Here is a 23,427-nt window from a genome sequence, read left to right as displayed (position 1 = left end):
GTTCTTTTTTTATGTTGAGAAATCAATAATATCATTAGGTGACGTTATCTTATGACATCCACTTTATGTTCCATATGATTCAAGACCAATTCTTTTGAAAGCACAGGACTGTCCCCCATAGTCGTATGAGCCAGCGCAGCATAATTGGTTGCAAAATTTACTGTAAGTGATTCCGACCATTCTTCGCCGAGACCCATCAAGATACCTGAAACATAAGCATCTCCACCGCCGATACGATCAAGAACCTCGTAAACAACTTCTTCTGAAACCACTTTTTCACCATCGCTATACATAAAACCCTGCAAAATCTTTTCATTCTTTCTTTCCTTGCGATAAGTTCCGGCAAATATATCTATTGCATATGTTTTCATGAACGCAGCAACGATTTGTTCTTCACCCTCACCAGTAATTTTCAGCAAATCTGTAAGATCTCTTAGCGAACCGAAAGCAATGCTGGCAGATTGTAAAATTTGCTGATAGGCTTTAACCAAATCAGATAGATCAGTTTTTTCATTAAGAGAGCTTCTAAAATTAAAATCAAAGCAGACTTTGATTCCTTTTTCCGCAGCAAGTTTTGCCAGATTTAAAGCATTGACCCTCGAAACTGTTGAAGTAGATAATGCAATACCGCAAACATGGACGATATCAACTCCGGTCAAAGCTTGTTTTAATACTTGTTCTTCCAAAACAAAATTATTGAAAGAACTCATAGAACGATTTAAATACGTTACTTCAGAAGGACGAGAACCAAACCCCATTTCTAAAATATAAATCCCCATATGATTTCCGTCAAAAATGATGTTATGATCCGACACACCAAGTTTTCTGATACTTCCTGCAGCCGCTCTCCCTAAATTATTATCAGGCAAAACTGTTAAAGTGGTTGTCTCATGACCACTTTGAGCTAACCCCGACAAAACATTTAAGCCAGAGCCTGTAAAAGAAAAATTCATTTGGTCCGTCTGACTTATCTTTTTATACTCACTGGGATTCATCCGCATCATGATTTCGCCAAAAGCTAATATTTTCATTATAGCCTCCTTTATTTACCCGCCAGTACTTTCTTAGTGATGTCAAACAACTGCTTCACATCTTCCGGACGAGTATTGCCTGAGTCCTTATCAATAATAGAACTGTACACATGAGGAATAATTTTCTTGACCCCTGCGTCTACTGCGATTTGCAAAATTTCCTCGTAATTTTCTAAATCAATGCCCCCTGTCGGCTCTAACGCAAAGTCGTGCGCCGCACAAGCTGCCGCGACTGCTTTGTATTCTTCAACATGAGCGAGCCCTTTCATTGGAAAATATTTAACTGAAGAGCCTCCCATATCTTTTAATAAAGCAATAGCTGCCTCAATCGTAACTTCAGCAGGAGCGATTTGCGAAGACAACGGTCCAGTAGTGATTGATACATAACCAACTTTACCCGTTGGCGACACTAAACCATTGATAAAGGTTTCACCTTGCTTCAAAACTGCCCTTGAAGCGCCCACACCTGTGAACACTTGATTCATATGTTGAGGCTGGAGGACTTCTGACAAGCGAGTGACCATATCACTTTGATTCGGATCTCCTGCACCCAATCCAACAGATAAAGCATTGTCGGTCGCCTCCTGATAACGTCTCATGTCAGTGATAGCCGCATCATCTGTGTCATAATTTTTTGACAATACCCCTAAGACGACATGTCCTTCCGCCGCTTCATAACACTCTCTCGCATTTTCTACTGAATGTGCCAAGACATTCAAACAAATTTGATTTTGATAAAAGTTTGGTGTTTTTTTCATTGCTTCTCCCCCGTTAATATAGCTTCTATTTTTTCAACGATCAGTGCTAATTCATCTTCATCCACTGAGCGGATATCAAATTCAATGATGCCGTTATTTGCCTGATACTCTCGTGTATAAACGGCAGTTTCTCCTTCTTTTAATTGCTCTATCAGCTCCAATGCATGCCAATCAGGGGAAACTACTTCCGCTTTGGCCCGGTAAATATCGCGCCCGGCCCCATCTTGCACGATGGAAACTTTCAAGCCGTCCAGCTGATTCAAGGCAGCGACAAAGGGCTGCAAACGTTCTTTCATACTTTCGCCGTCTTCGCTTCCCTCATTAAGGAAATCTTCCACTGCTTGAACAAATCCTAAGATATTATCCTTGCCGATTTTCATCGACCGTCCCAAGCCTTGACTTTGTTTTTGCACCCAAGAGATATAAGGTTCTCTTCCAACCACCAAACCAGAACTCGGTCCCTCAATGGCTTTCGCCCCACTGTAAATAACCACATCTACTCCTTGAGCGTAATATTTTTTCAAATCTTCTTCTGCGGCTGCGTCAAGAATCAGCGGCAAGTTGTGATCTTGTGCCACTTGTACCATCTGTTCAATTGACAGCATACTCTTTTGGACTGTGTGATGGCTTTTGATATAAAGCAGAGCTGCGGTGTCTTCTGTAATCTCTATCCCTACTTGGTCAGGTCCGCATTCATTGGCATAACCTGCTTCAATCAGTTTTCCGCCACCTTGAGCCACCATCAATTCAACACTTGTACCATAGTTGACATTGTGCCCTTTTGGCATCACGATCTCACGGCGAGTGATGCGGGAGGTGTAGGGGTGCATTGTGTGATAAGCATCTCCCCATCCAATCAATGCCGATACAGTTTGAGCGATTCCCGCACTGGCTGAGGAAACAACTACCGCATTTTCAGCCCCTAATAAACCGGCGATATACTTGCCTGTCTTTTCTGTCAAATCTGCCATCTCAAAAAAATGCTGTCCGCCAAAGGCTTGACTTTCCGTCACCTTATCACTGACTTTAGAAACTCCTAGTATCGTCATTTTTCCGCTAGCATTAATGACCCGTTTTAAATCATATTTTTCATAGACATCCATTTTCTGCTCTCCTATCCCGCCGAGTCGTCAGCTCTTGTTTTATAACTTTCATCATTTTTTTATGCCCCTTGTTATGCAACAACTGGATATATCTTTCCAGCTACAATGGCATAATCAGGCTTGATTTGTTGATCAATTTCTACTTTGTTGCCGTTTGAATCAATGAGACATTTTTTTCCATTCTCAACATGAAAAATGGTAATATCTGCATCCATGCCCTCTGCTAATTTCCCTTTATGTTCCAGATGGAAAATCTCTGCCGGGTTTTCGGTAATCATTTGAATTATTTTCTCTAATGGTATACCAATCGATAACATCTTCTCTAAGGTAGTTGCCAAATCATACACTGGGCCATCTTCCCGATTGCGATGATAAATATCTGTGCTGACGGTCTTGCACAACAGTCCATCCTCAATTGCTGTATGCCCCACTTCAAAATTAAAACTATCTGTGCCATGGCCGATATCAAAGTTGATGCCACGATAAAAAGCATCCCATACGAACTCTTTGATATTCCCATCTCTATCCAAAATACCATTTAGTTTTCCATTGTAACAATGAGTCACGATATCGCCTTTCTCAAGCAAAGCAAGTATATCAGATAATTCAGGGGGAGCAGAACCAATATGAACCATCAGAGGCAGATGATTGACTTTCTGTTGGAGAGCCTTAGCCATTTTTAGAGGTTTCACATCATTGTCTCCGACAACCGTTCGGCTCATTCTTGCCTTGATGCCAATAATAAAATCAGAGAGTTCATTGATTCTTTTCAAGTTTTTTTCTTCATTGATGTTGCTTAAATCAGCCAATTCATCTTGTGTCACGATTCCGGGACTGGAAATATTCATCAACGCAAAGACATTTGTTTTAGCTTGTTTTGCCAAGTCATAAAAATCATTGATATTTTTTTCGCCAGAAGTACCTGCATCGATCACCGTCGTGACACCTTTTTTTATCCCGATTTCATCTGGAAAATCATAATACAACGTCATCTTTTCATAACAATGGACATGACTGTCGATCCAGCCCGGGCTGATAATCCCGCCATCCTCCACGACTAACGTGTCTGTTGCTTCTTGAAGGATTTTATCCGCAACCTCAACAATCTCACCCTCTGAAATACCTATTTCCAGCGACTTGCCGTAAACATCTGTTCCATTCTTGATAATTAAATCCAACACATTTCACCATCTCCTACTTTTGACTAAAAACGAATTTACTCCAAGGTTTGATATAATCAAGTAAAATTAATTCTTCTTTTCTAATTTGTCCGACCTTATTTTTTCGGTTATCTGAATGAGGTTCCAGTACGATTTGTAATTCATTTTTATATTTGCCAAACGTATCATTGCCAATCACGATGTCACCCCGTTGAAATACCAACTCATTGTCATGCAGCGGATTTTCTTCCTGTTTGTACTTTTTCCTGACTTCTGTGGAACGTACCATTTGAGCTGTAATATCTCCACGACGGACATGCTGATTGTCAAATAAAATATTTTTTTCTACTTCGTTGATATCAGCTACTAAGTCGACAGTCAATGATACTTGATAACGATTCACCTGACTCAGTGAAACTAATTCTTCTTCCGTAGCATAAGCATTGCCGATGATCACATCATCAATCAATCCTGTGGCAAATAAGTGTTTTGCCTGAACATCGATAGGCAGACGGCGGTGCATTTCTACTGTGGGCAAACCGTCATTGATGTCCCAAGGCCCAAGTTCTGCTGTCTGAGACGTGATGAACGCCGCAGTCCGCAGACCATGCTTTTTAAATCTTTCACTGCACTTGATAAAAAAATCCAACGGCAAGGCTGACCCGTCTTGCGGATAAAAATTATGACAGCCATAGATAAATGGTTTGTTGGCTTCATAAGTTAAAATATTATCCAAGTAGGCGACATCATTACTCATGTTTAATTCGATAATCAAATCGTAAGGGTTAAAGGACAGCAACGCCTCTTTATTCCCATCAAATCCTAAATCCAAACGAATACCATCTGCCCCGACTTCCGAAAAAAATGATAAATCGTCATAAGATATCTCTAATGCTTCAAATATAGCAGGTGCAATATCTAAAATCACTTCAAACTCCAGCTTTTTAGCAAAGTCGATTACTTGTTTGAATTTCTTAAAGACAACTTCCTTACCCTCTGTTACCTCCAACATACTCATAAATATTCTAGAAAAACCATTCTCGGCTGCTAACTCTAAATATTTTTTATCTTCCTCAAAATCACTATGGTCCGGATACAAAGAAACACCAAGTCTTCTCATCATATTACTTTTCACTCTTTCTTATTTTATTAATATTTTCCTGAATTTTCCAACGATGACTGAACCGAAAAAAATGGTCGCTGCGATTGGTACAAAATTAATATTGAAAAGGTAACCGATACAAACAGAAGTGACCATCCCGCCAATTGAACCGAGCAAAACCAAACTAGTTTTCTGTAGTGCCAGCCATTCAGCAAACTGACCCTTTTCCATCATAAGTTGAGAGCCGAAAAAAATAATTAAAAATATGGTAAATTGTAAAATTGTCATAGATAATCACCTAAAGGGTAAGGGATTTTTTCCCTTACCCCCCTTTCAAATATAAATTATGCTTGAGAGGCTTCTTCTTCCTCACGTTTTAATTGATTTGCTTCAAATACTTTAAAGAACGGATAGTAAATGGCAGCTGTGATAACAAAGTTGATAATTACCAAGACACCTGACATGATATGCCAGTCCGTACTCATCCAGGCCGCAATCGGTGCAGGAATCGTAAACGGCAAACGTGTCGCCATTTTTGGCACCCAGCCTGCAAGAGTAAAGAAATAAGAGACTGTCGTTGTCACCATCGGAGCAAGAATAAATGGAATCCCTAAAATTGGGTTCATCACAATCGGTGCCCCGAAAATCATCGGTTCGTTAATATTGAAAAGACCTGGAAGGAAGGACAATTTACCTAAACTTCTGAGGTACTCTGATTTTGAAAATAAGAACAGAATGACTAAAGCCAACGTACCCCCAGCACCACCGATCCAAACAAACCATTGCAAGAATTGTTCTGTAAAAATATTTGGCAAATCAAAAGCCGATACCCCATCAGCAAAAGCTTCAACATTTTCAGCAATTGACATATCCCAAAACGGCCGGATGACTGGTCCCATGATGGCTGGGCCATGAATTCCCAGTACCCAGAAGAACGTAATCAAAAGAACTGTCAGCAAACCGCCAAACAAACTATTTCCGGCTAAAATATTTTTAAACGGCAACAACAAATTACTCAAAAAAGTATTGATTTCAAATTTAAAAATATATTTGATAGTCCAGAATAACAAAATAACGACAGCCGTCGGGAACAAAGCTACAAAAGAGTTAGATACCTCAGGTGGAACACCAGCGGGCATTTTAATTGTTATTTTTTTCTCTTTCATGAAACGGAAAATTTCAACAGCGACTATTGCAGTAACAATGGAACTGAATAAAGATGAAGAACTAAGAGAGCCTACGGACATATATCTTCCAGCAGCCACCACATTGTCATACCCAACCCCTTGTAAATCAACACCTTGAATATCTTGTAATACTCTAAAAGGAGACACCACTGTGATCAAAAAAGAAAGTGTCCCAAGCATCCCGCAAGTCAAACCGTCCAAGTCATAACTTTTTGCCAGCGAATAAGAAATACCAAAAGTAGCGTACAACGCTAAGATACCCACAGTAAAACGGGAAGGAATATCTATCATTGATTGAAACTGAGACAAATACTCGGCAACAGATGGAATAGGAAAATTACTAAAAATAGTGAAAAAAGAACCTACGATAGATAATGGCAGAGTGGCAATAATTCCTTTTCTAATAGCTGTCATGTGTCGTTGTGAACTTATTTTCCCGGCAACGGGAGCGATTTTCATCTCCAAAAGATCAATAAATTTATCCATTTATAAAACCTCCTATATTCTATACATAGAATATAACATTATAATCTTTGTTTGTAAACGATTTTTTTAAAATCGTTTTAAAAATCGGTTAAACTTCATACTCAATCACATAAGAATGAAGATCCACATCATAGTTACCAACAGAATATTCTACCAAATTTCGACCTTGATTGAAGGAATAGCGATGACGTTTTAAGTATGTTGGTTTATCGAGATTTAAAATTTCTTTAATCTCCTCATCAGCCATTTCGATTGAAAAACTATCTCTGATATAAGAAATAGATTGACCTTGTTCACCCAACCAGCTATACAAAGACGTTTGACTTTTCCTCAGCGACTCGATATTTTCCTTATATGGCAAGTAATGTTTATAGAAAATGTAGGGACTATCATCTAAATAATAAATTCGAGTGAGGCAGATAATCCGTTCTCCTAATTTTTTTCGAACATCTTCGGGAAGCTCTGTAAAATCATCGACTTCTTCTACTGAAATAATTTTTTTAGTCAACCTATGACCTTCATTTTCTAATACAGCAGAAAATGATGTGGCCTTTGATAATTTATTAAAAGGTCGGTTGCTGATGACCGTGGTTCCTTTGCCGCTCTTTTTTTCTAAATAACCTTCTTGGGAAAGTATTTCAACCGCTTTTCTGATGGTGATTTTACTTACCTCATATTTTTTTTCTAATTCGATTTCGGTAGGAATAAGAGTCCCTACTGGATAATGTCCCGCTAAAATATCGGATTTTAAGTCCTTAGCCACCTCGATGTATAAAAGTTTTTTACCTTTCATATGAATACCTCCGCGATTACTTAATTCACAGACGATCTATAAGTTTAGATGTCATAAAAACCGGCCTGTACTGGAATAATCAGCTATGATTTAATCCATGACTCCTAATTCAAGATATCATTCTTTCAGCTAGATATCAATATGAAGTACTCAGTTGATATTAATTTCTACTACTTCTCGAACCACTCACTATGATAAAACACTGGATAATGCTAAAATTGCTTTTTATATCACCATAAACCAAAGGATAACCAATCTTTTTTGCTGTCATTCATTTTTTAAATAGACTGCTGTCGAATAATTTAAGTAGGAACTCACCTTCTGGAACAAATATAAAAAATGCCATTAAACGAGTTGCGGTAACGATGCCTCAAAAGGATAAACAAAAGAATAAAAATCCTTGGATTCAGAAACGATAAAAGATGCTAATCAGAAATTTTATTTCTTGATTAGCATCTTCTTTAATTCTAAGTATATTTATCAAAGCAGATAGTTTATTTTAAAACATTTATACCATGCACATACACTTCTATCTGCCTGCATTTTTAAATCCCCACTGTCTGCAAATCACTCGGCTTTCAACAAATCATATTGGGACTGATACAAGAAATAATATCTGCCTTTTTTTGCCATCAGTTCATCGTGAGTGCCCCGTTCAATAATCTGTCCTTGATCGATAAAAAATATCTCTGAGCTATTCTTAATCGTCGACAATCTATGGGCAATAATAAACGATGTTCTATTTTTAAGCAATTCATTTAGTCCTTTTTGCAGGAGTTCCTCCGTATGTGTATCAATACTTGATGTAGCCTCATCAAGTATCAAGATACGCGGATCCGCCAACAATGCTCTGGCGAAAGAAATCAGCTGGCGCTGTCCTGCAGATAAAGTGCTCCCTCGTTCTTCAACGACAGTATGATACCCGTCTTTCAGTTCTTTGATGAAGTCGTGTGCCCTAACAGCTTTGCTGGCTCGGATGATTTCTTCTTCTGTAGCATCCAATTTCCCATAGCGGATGTTTTCAAGAATCGTTCCAGAAAAGATAAATGTGTCCTGAAGCATAACGCCCATCTGGGAACGCAGTGACTGAAGGGTGACATCTCTGACATCCTTGCCGTCTACTTTGACACTGCCTTCATCAATGTCATAAAAGCGGCTAATGAGATTAATCACGGTGGTCTTCCCTGCCCCCGTCGGACCGACTAAGGCAATTGACTGTCCGGAATTTACTGAGAAGGTCACATCATCTAAAATTTTTCTGCCCTTCGGCTCGTATCTGAATGTCACATGCTCAAATGCAACGTTTCCTTGTACGGTATCCAAAATTTGAGCATTCTCTTTATCTTGTATTTCAGGTTCTTCATCAAGTGTTTCAAAAATCCGTTCCAAATAGGCTGTCGCTGTGATCAAAGAATTATAAAAATTACCTATATTAATCACGGGATTCCAAAAATTATTGATGTAACCCATAAATGCAATCAGTGTACCGGTACTGACTTCCACACCTATTTGACGAATACCGATAAAATAAATCAGACAAGTCGTCAGAATAGAAATATTTTCTACCGACGGCCAAAGCAGGCGCATGATCCTGACTGCTTTCATCCAAGCAGAACGGTAATCATTTGACAACTCATCAAAGATAAGTTCATTTCGCTCCTCACGAGTGAACGACTGAGTGATACGCACTCCTGAAATACTTTCATGAATATAAGCGTTCAAGTTAGACTGCTTGTTGCTTAAATGCTGGTATGCTTTACGTTGTTTATTTTTGATAATCATTGTAATTACAAACAATAACGGCAGTAACCCCAAACTGTAAAGCGTTAATCTCGCATCAATCAGAAACATAACGATGAGCGTGATAAGAACATTAAATAAATCTGAAATCAAATTAATCAGACCATTACTCAACAGGTCGCTTAATGTATTGATATAATTAACTACACGAATCAAAATCTTTCCGTGAGGACGTGAATCAAAATAAGAAAAAGGCAGTTTTTGCAAATGAGTGAAAATATCGAAACGAATATCCAGCAAAATCTGCTGCCCCAATTTGGTGATATGCCAGATACGATACTTCAGACACCATGAAATAAACAACAAAAAAACTAAGAATACACCACTGATAATCAGCAACAGCGGAATATTTTTTTGTGGAATGATTTCATCGATTGCCAGCTTGGTAAAATAGGGACCTGCCATGGCCGCCATATTAGCTAGAATTATCGTGAACACAATCAGCATAAACGGCTTTTTGTATGGTAGGACGTACTGAAACAAGCGCCGGTAGTGAGACCAGTTAAATTCTTCTTGCAACACTTCATCTTGAGAAAAAGTATTTTTAGCCATTTGCCTCACTCCCTTCATCCAAACCAAGCTGCTTCCTGTAAATTCCAGCGTACTCCCCATTTTGTTCAATTAGACTGGCATGTGTGCCCTGCTCGACCACACGGCCTTTCTCCATGACCAAAATCAAATCAGCCTCTCTCACCGAACTGATACGATGGGCAATAATAAATGTTGTTGTATTATTGGTAACTTTATCCAATTTTTTTTGAATCTTGTTTTCCGTCTCCATATCCACCGCCGATGTGGTGTCGTCCAGTATCAGCACAGCCGGTTCTTTTGCCAAAGCTCTGGCAAGAGAAATACGCTGTTTTTGTCCGCCTGACAGACCAACACCTCTTTCACCGACAAATGTTCCGTATCCTTCCGGCATCCGTTCGATAAAATGGCTGGCGTCAGCAATTTCCGCCATGTCGCGGATTTTTCCTATCGGCATTTCCGGATCACTGAATGCAATGTTTTCTTCAATCGTATTGGAAAATAAAAATACATCCTGCATGACCATAGAGACTTGTTCCCGTACCATCTTGATTGGCCAGTCACGAAGGTCTTTGCCTCCAAGCTTGACAACACCTGATGTGGGATCATAAAAACGAGCAATCAAGTTGACTAATGTGGTTTTTCCGGCTCCCGTTTGTCCTAAAATACCGATGGTTTGTCCTGCCTTTACCGAAAAAGAAATATCCTCCAAAATATTCGTGTCAGGATCATCACTGAAATGAAATGAGACATTTTCAAAAGCAATATCTCCTGTCAACCGTTCAATTTCAGTCTCAGGGACAGCAACCAAGCTGCTTCGCTGACTCAACAGTTCGCGAATTTTGAGACAGCTGGCAAGAAAACGCTGGGTGTCGTTAATCAGCCAGCCGCTCATCCGCAATGGATTGTTCAACATCCAAAGGTAACTGTTGAAAGCGACCAAATCGCCAATACTCATCTGTTCTCGAATCACAAACAAACCGCCAAAAAGCAGTGTCATGACACTTAACAATCCTGCAAGAAATTCAAGTGCAGGCAAATATTTGCCGGAAACTTTAGCGGATGCCATATTTTTTTCCAAGTAGTCTTGGTTGACTTGATTAAACTTTTCAATTTCATACTGTTCTCTTGAAAAAGCTTTGACGACACGATTGCCACTGATATTTTCTTCCACCATCGAATTCAATCTGGAAAAAGACTCTCGAATATCAAAAAATTTTGGGTAACTTTCGTCAGAAATACGGCGAGTCAAGATAAAGATTGCAGGTGTAATTAAAATCATAATAAAAGTCAAAGGCACGTTGATTGTGAACATCACTGCCATTGCCACACAAAACCATAAGACTGACTCCACAATACTGTAGCCTGCCCACGAGACGAAGTGACGGATAGCATCTGTGTCCCCAGTCATTCTTGCCATGATATCTCCAACCCTTGTATGATTGAAATAATCAAAGTCCAGTTCATGCAGCTTATGATACATATCTTTCCGCAAATCAAAAAGCACGTTTTGTCCCACCTCTTCAAACATGTTTTGATAAATATAACGGACGATTGTTCTCAGCAGTGTCACACCTATCATCAGCAGCAGGTATGGAATCAATTTTTCTTCTTGCCCTTGAAAAATGACCGCATCCACAATTTTCCCTGCAATCAATGGATTGACGATAAGCAATAAAGCGCTAATAATCAATAATATCATTGCTACAACTTGTTGCATTTTATAAACTTTTACGTACCGCCATATCCATTTAAAGTGAATCATGTTTTCTTCCCTCCTTAGTATGTTTCAACTACAGTATAGAGTAGCTTGTTTTTTCGAATAAAAGAATGGATTATCTTCACAAAATCATGTAGTATATTGTAGAGATGTTAGGAGTGAGAATTAACATGTTAAATATCCCATCTAAAACATTTAATCCGGAAGTGCTATATGTTTTTGATGCCTTTTGGGAACCCGGTCAAGCAGCCCAGCAACATTTTCACGACTCTATTGAGTTGAGCGTGATTGTTGAAGGAACAACTGTCTACCATATCGACAATAAAACACATATCCTTAAACAAGGCGATGTGATTTGTCTTAATCCATACACCATGCACTGGGAAGAACAGCCTGATGCATCAAGCAGTCATCAGCTGCATATCGGCATAGAAAATTTTCAATTGTCAGGCTATGAACCAAATTGCTTTCCTGCACGTTTTCCTATCCTTGATTTAGGTAGTTATCGCAAGGAATTTATGAAAACGATTCAGCAAATCATCAAAGAAAAAAATAATCAAAACCCTTATCAAGATTTGGCGATGAAACATCTGGTTAGTCAGTTATGGGTACATATTTTTCGTGCGACAGCTAATCATGGGATACACTTGCTGCCAAAAAATTCTAAAAAAGCCGATAAGAAAAAATTAATCAATGATATTATCTACTATCTGGAAACATATCATGCTGAAAACATCAGGCTTGAAAGTATATCTAGTAAAATGTACATCAGTCCTGCCTATATATCCAAGTTGTTTAAGGAAGAAACAGGAGACACGCCGATTAACTACCTGATTAAAGTCCGCATGAACAAAGCAAAAGAATTGTTGGAAAATGAAGAAATGTCAATTAAGGAAGTTGCCAATCTGGTCGGCTATCAAGATGCCTATCACTTCAGCAAACTTTTTAAAAAATATTTTAATATCCCGCCGTCAGAATATTCAAAACGCCAATCGTAAAATTAAGCTAGACAACTAAAAAAATGTCATTTGTTCAACACTTATCTTAAACCAGATGAACTTGTAAAGGATTCACTTGTTTCAAAATAAGTGAATCCTTTACTAACGTTGCACGTCAATTGAATCGTTAAAGGCAAATCCCTTCAATAAAGTCTATCAATGCATCAAATAAGAAAAAACAGTGATATCAATGAGATTGACATTTACTTTGCCGATTCTGAGACACGTTCACAGCGTAAGTTAAATGAAAGTTCTAAGGGACTGTTACGTAGAGACGGCTTGTTTAAAACTATGGGTTGTAATGACGTCCCAAAAGCGTTTACCCAATCTGGTGCTTCATATAGAGGAAACATATCCCAAGGGAATCGTTAAATTATCAAATATCGTTGGAAGTATTTATGAGCTATGTAGATAAAGACTATTTATCTAACTTAATTTGACAAAGGAAAAAAACAAACATGAGCCCTATCAAGGTCATGTTTGTTTTTGTTGATTCTACAATATTCAGTATTGATGTAAAGTTCACCTAGAAAATATTAGTGAGAAAACCAATTTTGGTACTTCACAAAGCAATGTTGGTGAATATCAAATTAACTAGTATAATCAGATATCTACCTGAGCAAGCTGCCTAGGTAGATTTTTTGTATGTTCTGAAAACCATCTGCCCATCTGCTATGGAAATTATTTTCAGAGCATAAAAAAGTGTTGGCGAAAAACCAATCGATTTTCCGCCAACACTAATTAGCATAACTTTCAAACTCTGTAACCTATCTATGAGTTACAAAATTATTTTTTCAATGCTTCTTGTGCCAACAAATTCAAGTAGTTCCAAGGACGGTTAAAATGAGGCTGGAAGAAAAAGTCTTGTAAAGCAAGGTCTTCCAATGTCATTTTATTCTGGATAACAACAGACAATGTGTTAGCTGACTGAGTGATATCATATTTGGACATCAACTGTCCACCCAAAATAACCTTGCTGTCTTTATCGAACACTAGCTGCATGTATATATTTTCTGTGGTAGGCATAAATTCTGGGCGATAATTATCTTCAAACCAGACTGCCTCTGCATTGATTCCCTGAGCCAATGCGTTACCCAATGTCATACCAGTGGACCCAATCGTCCATCCAAACAAATACAATCCTGAAGTGCCTTGTGATCCTCTGTAAGCTAACACAGGCTCCTTGATATTGGTTCCCACGAGCATCCCTTGACGCACAGCATTCGTAGCAAGAGGGATATAGTTAGATGTTTCTGTCGGATTATAATGAACAATCGTACTGTCTCCAGCGGCAAAAATATCCGGATTGCTGGTACGCATATATTCGTCGACAATAATCGCTCCAGTTGGCAACATATCGACTTTTCCTTTTAGAAGTTCAGTCTGTGGTTTAAACCCAACACACAGGATAGCCAAGTCCGCCTCATATAGGCCGTCAGGTGTCTTGACACCAGTCAATTGACCATTCTCGTCACCTACAAATTCTGACACCGTTTCGTTTAGGGCAAGAGTAACTCCTTTTTGACGTAATTCCTCTTCCAAAATATCGGTGTGTCCTGCATCAAGATATTTATTCAAAATTCTATCTAGTCCATCGATGAGTGTGACTTCTTTGCCTGATTCAACAAATGCTTCCACTAATTCGATACCGATGTATCCTCCGCCTACGACAGTGATTTTTTTAGCGTGTTGTGCTTTGGCAATGATTTCTTTTGCCTGATTATAGTTTTTACACAACAGTACATTATCTAGTTCCCGTCCCGGAATCGGAGGAATAATTGGCCATGAACCCGTGGTCATTACCAACTTATCATAAGACTCTGTCAATATTTCTCCTGTTTGCAAGTTTTTCGCTGTTACTAGTTTATTATCAGTGTCAATAGCAGTCACTTCATGCTCCATATATAAATCTGCACCAAGACTTGCCAGCTCTTCCGGATTTGAATAGAACAACTCTTGCGCGTTCTTCACAACTCCCCCTACATAAAGAGCAATACCGCATGAAAGGAAAGAAACATTATCATTTTTTTCAAAAACAGTCACGCTCACGTCCTGATTATTTTGCAAAATATTTTTGATCGCTGCCGTTCCGGCGTGGGTACATCCCACTACGATTACTTTCATCTCTAATAACCACCTTTTCAAAAATTTAGTCTTCAAAATCAAACTCCCGTTGAGACCTTCTATAATATACCAAAGGATAGTTTTGGGAAACATTATTCTGCTTGCTCAATGACAACGAATTTCGCGTATTTTAAAACATTTTTTTCACAATCCTTTCTCTGTTAATTGATATAATCATCATCTGATCAACGAAATATTGTGCAATGTTTTTCACAATGTTATTTTTTTCCCGAGCAAGTATCTAGTTATGTAGAAGAAAATGTGTAAAAATAATAAAAAAAAGCGAACTAAAACACACTTCTAATATCATTATCTTGTTTTCTCTTTAAATAGTAAAAGTCACTTCTTATCTAACCATTCAACGATATCCTTTTCAATTTCAGAGGGAGTGGTTTGAGGAGAATATCTTTTTATTTCTTGTTCCTGTCTGGCAACTAAAAACTTGGTGAAGTTCCATTTGATCGTCTTTCCCAGCTTGCTTGGCGCTTGCTCTTTCAAATACTTAAATAAAGGTAGTGTCTCCGCTCCATTGACTTTGATTAATTCATGCATGGGAAAGCTGACACCATATTTTAAGCGGCAAGCCTCTGCTGCTTCACTGCCAGTTTTCAACTCTTGTTTGAATTGATCCGATGGGAAACCCAAAATCACCAAGCCATCCTCCTGATACTTTTCATATAAAGATTCCAGCTCTTTAAACTGAGGGGCAAGACCGCATTTTGTCGCTGTATTGACAATGAGCATCACTTTGTCTTGATACTCGCTTAAAGCATAGACACGGCCATCATCCAAACGTACTTCGAAATCATAAATTGACATGAGATAAGCTCCTTTCATTGTTCTTATTATAAAACTATCCCCTTCTTAATGCTCTTAAAATGACTTGAAAATCACATTCGCAAAAAAAATTTTGAAAAAAACTACAGTAAGGAAACACCGTTACTGTAGTATGAAACTTAAAGCCATATTAATTTAATCCAAAATTTTAATTATTTTTGTTTGGGGCATTTGCGGAGGTAGACTGTGGGTCATAATCGGCACTACAGGCACCTCTAGAATTACCTGATCATTTTCTTGCAAAGTTTCTAATTTGTCTGTTTCCTGAAAAGTAAAAGCGATTATTTGCTGATCTGTCACCAAATCGTTTCCATCAAGGACGTCGCCGATGAAACGATCCTCCGATACACTCTGTACCTCTACAAGAATCTGACTATCTTTCAATCTTGTTTCCTTACTTTTGACATAATCTCTGATAAATAAAAAGCTCAACCCGACTACTGATAAACCAATTATAAACATCAGCTTCTTTTTCATACAAATTCCCCTTAGTTTAATTAAGTTATTAAAGGCCTTTTCGTCATATTTCATTCTCATTATAGTGAATACTTGATTTTTTTGTCAAAGGTTAAGACTTTTAAAATAACACTTATTAATTTATGCAAAAGGAAAAGTCTTAGTAGGAAAGACAATAAATATTACAATTTTTACCAGAGAGCAAGAGAAAAATTAGTTAATGGAAATTGTATGAAAATTTCCAGTAAAAGAAGCAGTAATTTTTCTTTAGTTTACTCACTGCTTTGGTTAATTATTTTTTTTACAATGAAGCCTGCTTCATGAATCCAGTCTTCAGAGTCAGGTGATTGGGCTGGCGAAACAATTGGGATATTTACCATGGGACCGGCAATTTCATAATTATTCATGCTAATCCAGTTTCCCAAGGCAGTTGTGATCAATGGCATTTGAGAAAAGTCCCCTTGAAAGACCACCGAGGCTATCTCTTCAGCTTCTTGGGTGAAAAATTTCACCTTATCTGTGTCTGCATACTCTCCAATCACACTGCTTTGAATTTCTACATCCACGTTTTCTTCTTTGTATTCAGAATCATGGTAATAGGAAATCCCAAATGGCGGTGTAGAAAATGTAACCTCTTGTGCCAAAAATTCTTCGTACAATTCCTGCCATAATAACCCTTCCGCATCAAATTCTGGCAACGGTCTCCGTATGCTCATGACGTTTCTTTCAGGCAGCTCCCTAACACTGATATTATACCTGCTCATCAACTGTTCGCTATCCTTTTCCATCAGCAGTTCGAGAAATTTCTGTTTGTTTTTTAATGCCTCCAGCTCTTGATGGAGGGCTTGGTATTTTTGCTCAAAATGAGTGCTCACGTTGTCATAGACATCTTCTTTAAGAATCTGCTTAATTTCTTCCAAAGAAAAACCAATTTGCTGCAGTACTTTGATTTGATTCAACTTATTGATTAGCTTGGCATCGTAATAACGGTAGTTGGATTGTTCATCAATATGTGTAGGCAAAAGAAGACCGATTTTTTCATAGTGATGCAAAGTTCTAACGGTAGTGTTGGTTATTCTAGAAAATGTTCCTACTTTAAACATGGAATCCCTCGCTTTTCTATTTTGTATAGTTTTATTGTAAACCACAACGTTAGGTCAGAGTCTAGTCTTTGACTAAACTCTACCTCAGCACTAAAGAACGTTTATTTGAGAGACACACTCAAATGAACGATTATTTATTTTTAGCCAAATTTTCATAATAAGTTTTCATTTCAGCTTCCCATTTTTTCTTATCCACATCATTTATTTCTCTGATAACTCGTGCAGGATTCCCTCCAACTATTGTATTTTCTGGCACATCTTTGGTGACCACTGCTCCGGCTCCCACAATTGAGTTTTTCCCAACAGTCACGCCCGGCAAAATGGTGGCATTTCCACCAATCCAAACATTGTCTTCAATAGTGATTGGCGAACCAAACTCTAATTCTTTTATTCTGATTTCAGGATCTGTGGGATGACCGGCAGTATAGAATCCGACCCTTGGCCCGACCATCACATTGTCTCCGATGACTATTTTGTTGACATCTACAAACATACAATCCATATTTGCATAGAAATTTTCGCCAATTTCCACATGACGGCCATAATCAACGTAGACTGGCGGATTGACGTAAAAAGAACGACCGGTCTTGCCAAATAATTTTCTTACCATCGCTATGATTTTATCTGTATTTTCAATTGGTTCATTATTAATTTTTTGTGCTAGTTTCTTTCCTTCCAAAGAACCGTTTTCGGGAAATATGTTTGGAGCGAAGTAGAGAGCTCCAGCTAACATTTGTTCATACTCAAAATCTTTTTTCATTTATTTACTCCTTAGTATCTATTTTTTATTATTTTTGATTAAAAAATGGCTTAGTCTTCATTTGATATACTAAAATTGGAAGTATCTACAAAGTCTCTTATCATGTTAAGAAAGTCAATGGATTTCTCCGGTGATAATCAGGACTAAAAACTTTAACTTTTATTCTCCCATAGTTGTGCAAAGTTTGTCAAAGACCCTTGCAGTTATTGTTTAAAAATTAAACTCAACTCCTTCAGTATTCTTTTACAAGCTCCCGGATTTTTTTACCAGTGTTTTCTTCTGAAATTTCCATAAATAATTTACTTCCTCTGCTCAGGTGGGAATACGCGTAGGTACTTTCGTGTTGTTTTTATCTCGGATGAAATTATATTGCTTTTCTTACCAAAAAATACCTCCCTAAAAGCTGTCCCAAACCGACTGGATAGCAAGTGAGCTCCAGAGCATACAAAAAGACCACGAATAGACGCTTTATACGCTTCATTCGTGGCCTTGCTTTTATGGAATAAAATATGTGACCATTTTAGAAATGTTACAACGTTCCGTCTGATCCATTTCCTTTGAACCAACCAGTTTTACAGTTGATTGTCACTAGATAATAAGGTGTGGCTGGTTTCCAATTGTTAAATAAAGGTGCGCTGGTGTCAGTGGCATACAAATCATAATAACCTTCTCCATCGACAATTTTACTTTGAACTAGATAAAAGCCGCCTTCTACGATATACCCCCGACGGAAACATTCATTCAGGACGGTCTCTTGAACACCCGGCGCCCATACCCAAGGGTCGCTGGATACTGCTCCCGGATCAAGATTGCTTAACATCCCGCTTTGAACTGTCGGATTTTTCTCATGCCATTTTTGAATTCGGTCTGCCCCAAAAATATTGGTGCCGCTACCTTGAGCTGCTTGATTCGCCTGAGCGTTCTGGGACGGAGCAGCTCCAGCAGCCTGTGCGTTTGCTGCCGCTTGTGCAGCTTCTTTTTCTTTTGTTTCTTTTTCCTTAGCAACGAGAAAATCATCCACAGATTTTAATTGCTTTTCAAATGTTTCTTTTAATTCTTTTCGCTTGATTTTCCCAACAGCTTCTTTAGCTTTGTTGTAATCTTCCCGCTTGACGTTTTCAACGATTTTATTGTCTTTGAAAACAACTGTCATTAACTCCTTGGCTTTATTGTTGTCCTCTACCTGATCTTTTGCCAATTGAATGCCTTCGTTTATTTTTTTATCAAAAGCATCTTGTTCTTTGTCAGAAATTTCCAGTGACACACTGGAAATGTTCTCTTTGACCAATGCTTTATCATCCAAAGTATCTCCAACAAGGACAGGTTGGTCGAATAAAATATTTAAACCATCTTGTTTTTCAAAACGCTCTCTGACATCTGACTCAATTTCTTTCAAGTCTTCTTGAAATTCTTTGTTATCAATGGTTTCGATTTTATCGCTGGCTTTATCGATTTTATCTTTTGAGACATCTGAATGTAGGAAAATTTTATTCTCATCAAAATAAAGTTTCTCAAAATCTATTTTGGCTTGTTTATAAGCTTTTTCGGTTTGTGCTGCTCGTTTTTCTCTGGCATTACTTTCGTATTTGTTGTAACCCCAGATTCCTGCACCCAGCAACAAGACAATCACTACACCAAAAATGAGATTGTTACGTTTCTTATTTCCTGTTTTCTTGTCATCAGAAGTTTCTGAGGAACTTGCTTCATCTTCCTGACGCTTTTCTGGACGTTTCCAGCTTTTATCCTCTGAAATTTTGGCACTCTCTGTTTGTTTTTCTTGTGTCGCCGAAGAAACCGCTGCTTCTTTGACAGACTCAACTTCTGACTCTGGAACTTTATCTGCTTTATGTTTAGCTTCCGCTTCGTCTAAAGCTTCTTTGAGTTCCTCTTTTTCAAGTGTTTTAGTTTCCTGCTCGTATTTTTCCCTTAACCGTTGACGAATTTCTTCGTCAGTAGCCTGTTCCATTTGTTTTGCTGCTAAAATTTCTTCCGCTGTCGGCTTTTTATGAATATATTTTGAGTTAGGATTAATCACATCACAATTAGGACAAAATTCAGTTCCTTCATCATATTCAAAGCCGCAATTGGGACATTTTATTTTTTTTGTCATTGATTATTCTTCTCCATATTCATCAGTATGAACACAATTTTAACATATTTTTACGTTCGCTGAAACTTTTTCTATCATCTCAATCATTATCATCGAACTTTTCTTTTACTGCTGCTCTAGTGTGGTGATTTCAAAATCGGTCACGTAGCCTTGTACTAGCTCGTCAACCATTCGAGCCTTAAATTTCACATGGTCATTTTTCTCTAAAAAGATTCCTTCAGGATAGGTACTTTCCGACACCGTATAAATGATACCGTCTCCCATCAGAAATTTCACGATGATGCCGTCTTCTGTTTCGATTGGACTGCTGACCCTTAAAACCTTACCTTCTAACTCTTGTTCAACAATCTCATCTGTTGCACCCACATTAGCATTTTTCTCCCCTAACTTCAGCCGATAGGTTTGCAAAGCTCTGGTCACATTGTCTTCCATCGCTAAAATGTCGCTGTCAGTGGCATTCACATAAGCAATTTTTTTGAAAATCCCATTCTCATCCAACATGGACACTACCCAGGTCGGAATCCCGTCAATATTATAAAGTAAAGGCATACTGCCTTTGAGCTTTTTCTCCGGATAAACTAAATTTACCAAATTTAACAAGCCTTCACTGTCCATCATATTTTTCTTACTGTAATAGGTCAGCTCCCCTGTCCGTGCGTTGATGAATGAGTAGCCAATGGCTGAATCATCTGAACTGGAAGGAGAGGTAAAATCGGTAAAATAAAGCATTTCTCCTTTTTCATTGAAAATTGGTGTCACATCATCTTCTGTTCCATTTTCAGTGGCCAGCTTGACGCCTTTTTTAGCCATCTTGCTGTTGAGCCAGCCGTTTTCATACTTACCGTAGACACTGTTCATCTCGCTAGCCATTTCTGGTGAAATCGGCGCATCAATAAACTCAGGAACATCTTTTAAATCATACACCTTAACTTTTCCCGTGACAGTATCCAAGACAGCAATTTTCATCTTTCGATAGTTTGGGTTTTCAGAAATCCCTCTTGCCTTGTACAACGTCTGCACATAATAAGCTTTTCCATCGTCATCAACTTCTAGCTGTGGGACCCCCATTGTTTTGTAAGTAGATGTGGCAAAGTAAATTTTTCGCTCCACATCTTTAAAAAAGTAAGCACTAGGGATATATGTCATGGGATTCTTAACGGCTATCGGCTGGGCATAAATATCCGTTGCTGACATCATCAAGTACCCTTCAGAGGCTTTCCCTTTAAACCAGCGCCAAAACCCCTTAAATTCCAACGGGGCGATATAAACGACTTCATCTTTGATTTTTTGAACTTGTAATTCTCCTAAGTCATAAAATTGCTGATTATCAAACTGATTCATGGATTTTTTCATTTTATTACGAACTGTTTTCGGAGGAATCGTCACAGGAGTGTCCTCTTTATCCAATTCAGGGGTATCCGTTCCTTCCATGATATTCAACGTACGATACACTTGTTTCTTACTGTAAATATCATAGCCTGCCGAAGCAACCAGCAGCAAAATAAAAGCCGCTACAATCACAACAGACTGCCAGAATCGGGGTTTTAGAAGCTCGACTACCAGTTCATCAGCTTCTTTCAACAACCAGACCACACCTTTGGCCAGTGCCAGCATGATTAAGTTTATCAGCAAATAGTTCAACAAAGATTTGCTGGGCAAGATAAACCAAATAAAAATAAACTGACCCACAATTAAAAAAATGATGGACAGTGCGAGTCGCAACCGCTGCACTCGATTGATCGAAAATTTCTTTTTGATTAAATACACTCCGACCACGATTAAAAAAAGAATACTATTTAAAAATATTTGAATAATCATTATTGCTCCTCCCTCTTTGAAGTTATTCTAACCCTTTTTGATAAGATAGACAATGCTTGTTATAATTTACTTACACCCACAACTTTTTTTAGTATAATAGAAAATAACTAAAACAAATGAGGAATGGCCAATGAAAACAACGATATTTTTTCAATTAAAAAATAAGATTTCACGCTATTTATCATCACATGTTTCTAGTATTCAACGGATTGTTGCCTACTACATACTTTTAACCTTGATTTCTTTTATACTACTAAAAATTCCATGGTTTAGACACCCCGGGGTGAAAACTGCCTTCATCGATGATCTCTTTATGGCCATCAGCACGATCAGTGTGACTGGTCTGAGCACGTTCAATATTAATCAGGTCTTTAATCATCGGGGGATTATATTACTTGAAGTCCTTTTTCAAGTGGGCGGTTTAGGGATAATGATGATTGTGACATATTTTTTGATTATTTCACGAAAAAAGATCACGCTAAGTCAGCGTCAGTTGATCATGACGGACATGAATCAGCCGAAATTAAGCGGAGTCGTCAGACTGATTCGCGTAACATTGAATTTTCTGATTGCGATCCAACTGTTTTTCGGTGTTATTTATTCTTTTCATTTTTATCTCACTGATGCCCATGCAACAATTTCTGAATCGATTTTCTTTGGCTTTTATCAAGCAATTTCTGCCGTTACTAACTCAGGTTTTGATGTAACAGGTGCCTCCATCATGCCATACAAGAATGACTTTTTCTTTTTGATCAGCACCATGTTTTTGATTATGATTGGTGGGATTGGATTTCCGGTCATCATGGAAATTCGTGAATGGCTCTCCCACAAGCGAAAGAAAAATAGTTTTCCTTTTAGATTTTCACTTTTTAGCAAACTTGCTATTTTTTCTTTTATTATTTTATTTATTTTTGGGACGATTATGGTTTACTTGCTTGAAAAAAATCATCTCTTTTCTTCCATGGCAGAAAATCAAAAATGGATCAGCTCCATGTTTTATTCTATCAGCACCCGTAATGCAGGACTGCAATTGCACAGTTTAGACCGGTTTCAACCGGCCACTTTGCTGTTGTTTTCTTCTTTGATGTTTATTGGCTGCAGTCCTAGTTCAGTTGGAGGCGGGGTTCGAACGACCACTGTTGCCATTCTCTTTCTATATTTGGCTTCATTCATCAAAAGCGAGGAAAACGTCAATATTTTCGGAAGACAAATTTCCAAAGAAGACATCAAAAAAGCCGTTGTGGTTTTCAACTTATCTCTTTTCATGTGCTTCTTTTCTATTATTATTTTATCTGCCACGGAAAAGCATTCACTGCTAGCCATCATCATTGAGGTAACTTCTGCATTCGGGACCACAGGACTGTCTTTGGGGATTACTTCTGATTTAACTCCTATCGGAAAAATCATTATTGCTCTTTTGATGTTTATTGGACGAGTGGGAATGTTATACACCTTGATGACTTTTGTTCCCAAGGAAAAGCAAGACAAAGCGTTTGCCTATCCTACCGAACAAATCATCATCGGCTGACTCTCTTTAGTATGTTTTTATTAAA

19 protein-coding genes and 1 pseudogene are annotated in these 23,427 nt (G+C 38.1%); 3 read left to right on the top strand and 17 right to left on the bottom strand.

The window, feature by feature from the left end; translation table 11 throughout:
- Positions 1-44: 44 nt before the first annotated feature.
- From CBF29_RS04815 to CBF29_RS04770, 10 genes are all read right to left on the bottom strand, one after another.
- Positions 45-1,031 (bottom strand): sugar kinase, encoded by a 987-nt coding sequence (locus tag CBF29_RS04815; protein ID WP_126807940.1) that lies wholly within the window; start codon positions 1,029-1,031, stop codon positions 45-47.
- Positions 1,032-1,042: 11 nt separating this feature from the next.
- Complete coding sequence (dagF, locus tag CBF29_RS04810) at positions 1,043-1,789, bottom strand: 2-dehydro-3-deoxy-phosphogluconate aldolase (protein ID WP_126807937.1); 747 nt, start codon at positions 1,787-1,789, stop codon at positions 1,043-1,045.
- Positions 1,786-2,892 (bottom strand): DgaE family pyridoxal phosphate-dependent ammonia lyase, encoded by a 1,107-nt coding sequence (locus CBF29_RS04805; RefSeq protein ID WP_126807935.1) that lies wholly within the window; start codon positions 2,890-2,892, stop codon positions 1,786-1,788. The genes dagF and CBF29_RS04805 overlap by 4 nt, the downstream gene beginning before the upstream one ends.
- Before the next feature lie 71 nt (positions 2,893-2,963).
- Entirely contained in the window at positions 2,964-4,073 is a 1,110-nt protein-coding gene (locus tag CBF29_RS04800) for an amidohydrolase/deacetylase family metallohydrolase (protein WP_126807933.1), read from the bottom strand.
- Positions 4,074-4,086: 13 nt separating this feature from the next.
- Positions 4,087-5,175, bottom strand: a complete 1,089-nt coding sequence (locus CBF29_RS04795; RefSeq protein WP_126807931.1) for a DUF871 domain-containing protein — start codon at positions 5,173-5,175, stop codon at positions 4,087-4,089.
- 18 nt (positions 5,176-5,193) lie between these two features.
- Positions 5,194-5,442 carry a hypothetical protein gene (locus CBF29_RS04790; protein WP_126807929.1) on the bottom strand — a complete coding sequence of 83 codons (249 nt, stop codon included), beginning with the start codon at positions 5,440-5,442 and terminating at the stop codon, positions 5,194-5,196.
- A gap of 56 nt (positions 5,443-5,498) precedes the next feature.
- Complete coding sequence (locus tag CBF29_RS04785) at positions 5,499-6,827, bottom strand: PTS sugar transporter subunit IIC (RefSeq protein WP_126807927.1); 1,329 nt, start codon at positions 6,825-6,827, stop codon at positions 5,499-5,501.
- 88 nt (positions 6,828-6,915) lie between these two features.
- Positions 6,916-7,620 carry a GntR family transcriptional regulator gene (locus CBF29_RS04780; RefSeq protein ID WP_126807924.1) on the bottom strand — a complete coding sequence of 235 codons (705 nt, stop codon included), beginning with the start codon at positions 7,618-7,620 and terminating at the stop codon, positions 6,916-6,918.
- A gap of 567 nt (positions 7,621-8,187) precedes the next feature.
- Positions 8,188-9,972 carry an ABC transporter ATP-binding protein gene (locus tag CBF29_RS04775; protein WP_126807922.1) on the bottom strand — a complete coding sequence of 595 codons (1,785 nt, stop codon included), beginning with the start codon at positions 9,970-9,972 and terminating at the stop codon, positions 8,188-8,190.
- Entirely contained in the window at positions 9,965-11,713 is a 1,749-nt protein-coding gene (locus tag CBF29_RS04770; protein WP_126807919.1) for an ABC transporter ATP-binding protein, read from the bottom strand. Before CBF29_RS04770 ends, CBF29_RS04775 begins: the two co-directional genes overlap by 8 nt.
- Before the next feature lie 125 nt (positions 11,714-11,838).
- On the opposite strand from CBF29_RS04770, the gene CBF29_RS04765 reads away from it, so the two are divergent.
- Both CBF29_RS04765 and CBF29_RS13945 read left to right on the top strand, forming a co-directional pair.
- The gene (locus CBF29_RS04765) at positions 11,839-12,666 is read left to right on the top strand and encodes an AraC family transcriptional regulator (protein WP_170169993.1); all 828 of its coding nucleotides are present in this window, start codon (positions 11,839-11,841) and stop codon (positions 12,664-12,666) included.
- Positions 12,667-12,846: 180 nt separating this feature from the next.
- Positions 12,847-13,106, top strand: a pseudogene (locus CBF29_RS13945) (IS30 family transposase); the annotation flags it as partial.
- Positions 13,107-13,452: 346 nt separating this feature from the next.
- Here the strand turns inward: CBF29_RS13945 and CBF29_RS04760 are convergent.
- From CBF29_RS04760 to CBF29_RS04730, 7 genes are all read right to left on the bottom strand, one after another.
- Positions 13,453-14,790, bottom strand: a complete 1,338-nt coding sequence (locus CBF29_RS04760; protein WP_126807915.1) for an FAD-dependent oxidoreductase — start codon at positions 14,788-14,790, stop codon at positions 13,453-13,455.
- A gap of 339 nt (positions 14,791-15,129) precedes the next feature.
- On the bottom strand, positions 15,130-15,609 hold the full coding sequence (locus CBF29_RS04755) for a glutathione peroxidase (RefSeq protein WP_126807913.1): 480 nt from the start codon (positions 15,607-15,609) through the stop codon (positions 15,130-15,132).
- A 153-nt stretch (positions 15,610-15,762) separates the two neighbouring features.
- Positions 15,763-16,104 (bottom strand): hypothetical protein, encoded by a 342-nt coding sequence (locus CBF29_RS04750; RefSeq protein WP_126807911.1) that lies wholly within the window; start codon positions 16,102-16,104, stop codon positions 15,763-15,765.
- A 251-nt stretch (positions 16,105-16,355) separates the two neighbouring features.
- Complete coding sequence (locus CBF29_RS04745; protein WP_126807909.1) at positions 16,356-17,186, bottom strand: MerR family transcriptional regulator; 831 nt, start codon at positions 17,184-17,186, stop codon at positions 16,356-16,358.
- A gap of 130 nt (positions 17,187-17,316) precedes the next feature.
- Entirely contained in the window at positions 17,317-17,946 is a 630-nt protein-coding gene (locus CBF29_RS04740; RefSeq protein ID WP_126807907.1) for a sugar O-acetyltransferase, read from the bottom strand.
- Between the two features lie 529 nt (positions 17,947-18,475).
- Positions 18,476-20,056, bottom strand: coding sequence for a cell division site-positioning protein MapZ family protein (locus CBF29_RS04735; protein ID WP_126807905.1), 1,581 nt, complete (start codon positions 20,054-20,056; stop codon positions 18,476-18,478).
- Positions 20,057-20,161: 105 nt separating this feature from the next.
- The gene (locus CBF29_RS04730; protein WP_126807903.1) at positions 20,162-21,874 is read right to left on the bottom strand and encodes a DNA-binding protein; all 1,713 of its coding nucleotides are present in this window, start codon (positions 21,872-21,874) and stop codon (positions 20,162-20,164) included.
- A gap of 130 nt (positions 21,875-22,004) precedes the next feature.
- On the opposite strand from CBF29_RS04730, the gene CBF29_RS04725 reads away from it, so the two are divergent.
- Positions 22,005-23,402, top strand: a complete 1,398-nt coding sequence (locus CBF29_RS04725) for a TrkH family potassium uptake protein (protein WP_126807901.1) — start codon at positions 22,005-22,007, stop codon at positions 23,400-23,402.
- Positions 23,403-23,427 lie beyond the last annotated feature (25 nt).

It is taken from the genome of Vagococcus elongatus (assembly GCF_003987645.1).
GTDB classification, from domain to species: Bacteria; Bacillota; Bacilli; order Lactobacillales; family Vagococcaceae; genus Vagococcus_A; species Vagococcus_A elongatus.
The sequence above is the reverse complement of the archived record's forward strand: the minus strand, read 5'-3'. Positions and strand labels throughout refer to the sequence as shown.

Bases quoted from the DNA above. Each gene is read 5' to 3' on its own strand.
- CBF29_RS04790 (WP_126807929.1), bottom strand. From the start codon at position 5,442: ATGACAATTTTACAATTTACCATATTTTTAATTATTTTTTTCGGCTCT.
- CBF29_RS04775 (WP_126807922.1), bottom strand. From the start codon at position 9,972: ATGGCTAAAAATACTTTTTCTCAAGATGAAGTGTTGCAAGAAGAATTT.
- CBF29_RS04805 (WP_126807935.1), bottom strand. From the start codon at position 2,892: ATGGATGTCTATGAAAAATATGATTTAAAACGGGTCATTAATGCTAGC.
- CBF29_RS04735 (WP_126807905.1), bottom strand. From the start codon at position 20,056: ATGACAAAAAAAATAAAATGTCCCAATTGCGGCTTTGAATATGATGAA.
- CBF29_RS04740 (WP_126807907.1), bottom strand. From the start codon at position 17,946: ATGAAAAAAGATTTTGAGTATGAACAAATGTTAGCTGGAGCTCTCTAC.
- CBF29_RS04785 (WP_126807927.1), bottom strand. From the start codon at position 6,827: ATGGATAAATTTATTGATCTTTTGGAGATGAAAATCGCTCCCGTTGCC.
- CBF29_RS04815 (WP_126807940.1), bottom strand. From the start codon at position 1,031: ATGAAAATATTAGCTTTTGGCGAAATCATGATGCGGATGAATCCCAGT.
- CBF29_RS04780 (WP_126807924.1), bottom strand. From the start codon at position 7,620: ATGAAAGGTAAAAAACTTTTATACATCGAGGTGGCTAAGGACTTAAAA.
- CBF29_RS04760 (WP_126807915.1), bottom strand. From the start codon at position 14,790: ATGAAAGTAATCGTAGTGGGATGTACCCACGCCGGAACGGCAGCGATC.
- CBF29_RS04770 (WP_126807919.1), bottom strand. From the start codon at position 11,713: ATGATTCACTTTAAATGGATATGGCGGTACGTAAAAGTTTATAAAATG.
- CBF29_RS04765 (WP_170169993.1), top strand. From the start codon at position 11,839: ATGTTAAATATCCCATCTAAAACATTTAATCCGGAAGTGCTATATGTT.
- CBF29_RS04725 (WP_126807901.1), top strand. From the start codon at position 22,005: ATGAAAACAACGATATTTTTTCAATTAAAAAATAAGATTTCACGCTAT.
- CBF29_RS04755 (WP_126807913.1), bottom strand. From the start codon at position 15,609: ATGTCAATTTATGATTTCGAAGTACGTTTGGATGATGGCCGTGTCTAT.
- CBF29_RS04745 (WP_126807909.1), bottom strand. From the start codon at position 17,186: ATGTTTAAAGTAGGAACATTTTCTAGAATAACCAACACTACCGTTAGA.
- CBF29_RS04795 (WP_126807931.1), bottom strand. From the start codon at position 5,175: ATGATGAGAAGACTTGGTGTTTCTTTGTATCCGGACCATAGTGATTTT.
- dagF (WP_126807937.1), bottom strand. From the start codon at position 1,789: ATGAAAAAAACACCAAACTTTTATCAAAATCAAATTTGTTTGAATGTC.
- CBF29_RS04750 (WP_126807911.1), bottom strand. From the start codon at position 16,104: ATGAAAAAGAAGCTGATGTTTATAATTGGTTTATCAGTAGTCGGGTTG.
- CBF29_RS04730 (WP_126807903.1), bottom strand. From the start codon at position 21,874: ATGATTATTCAAATATTTTTAAATAGTATTCTTTTTTTAATCGTGGTC.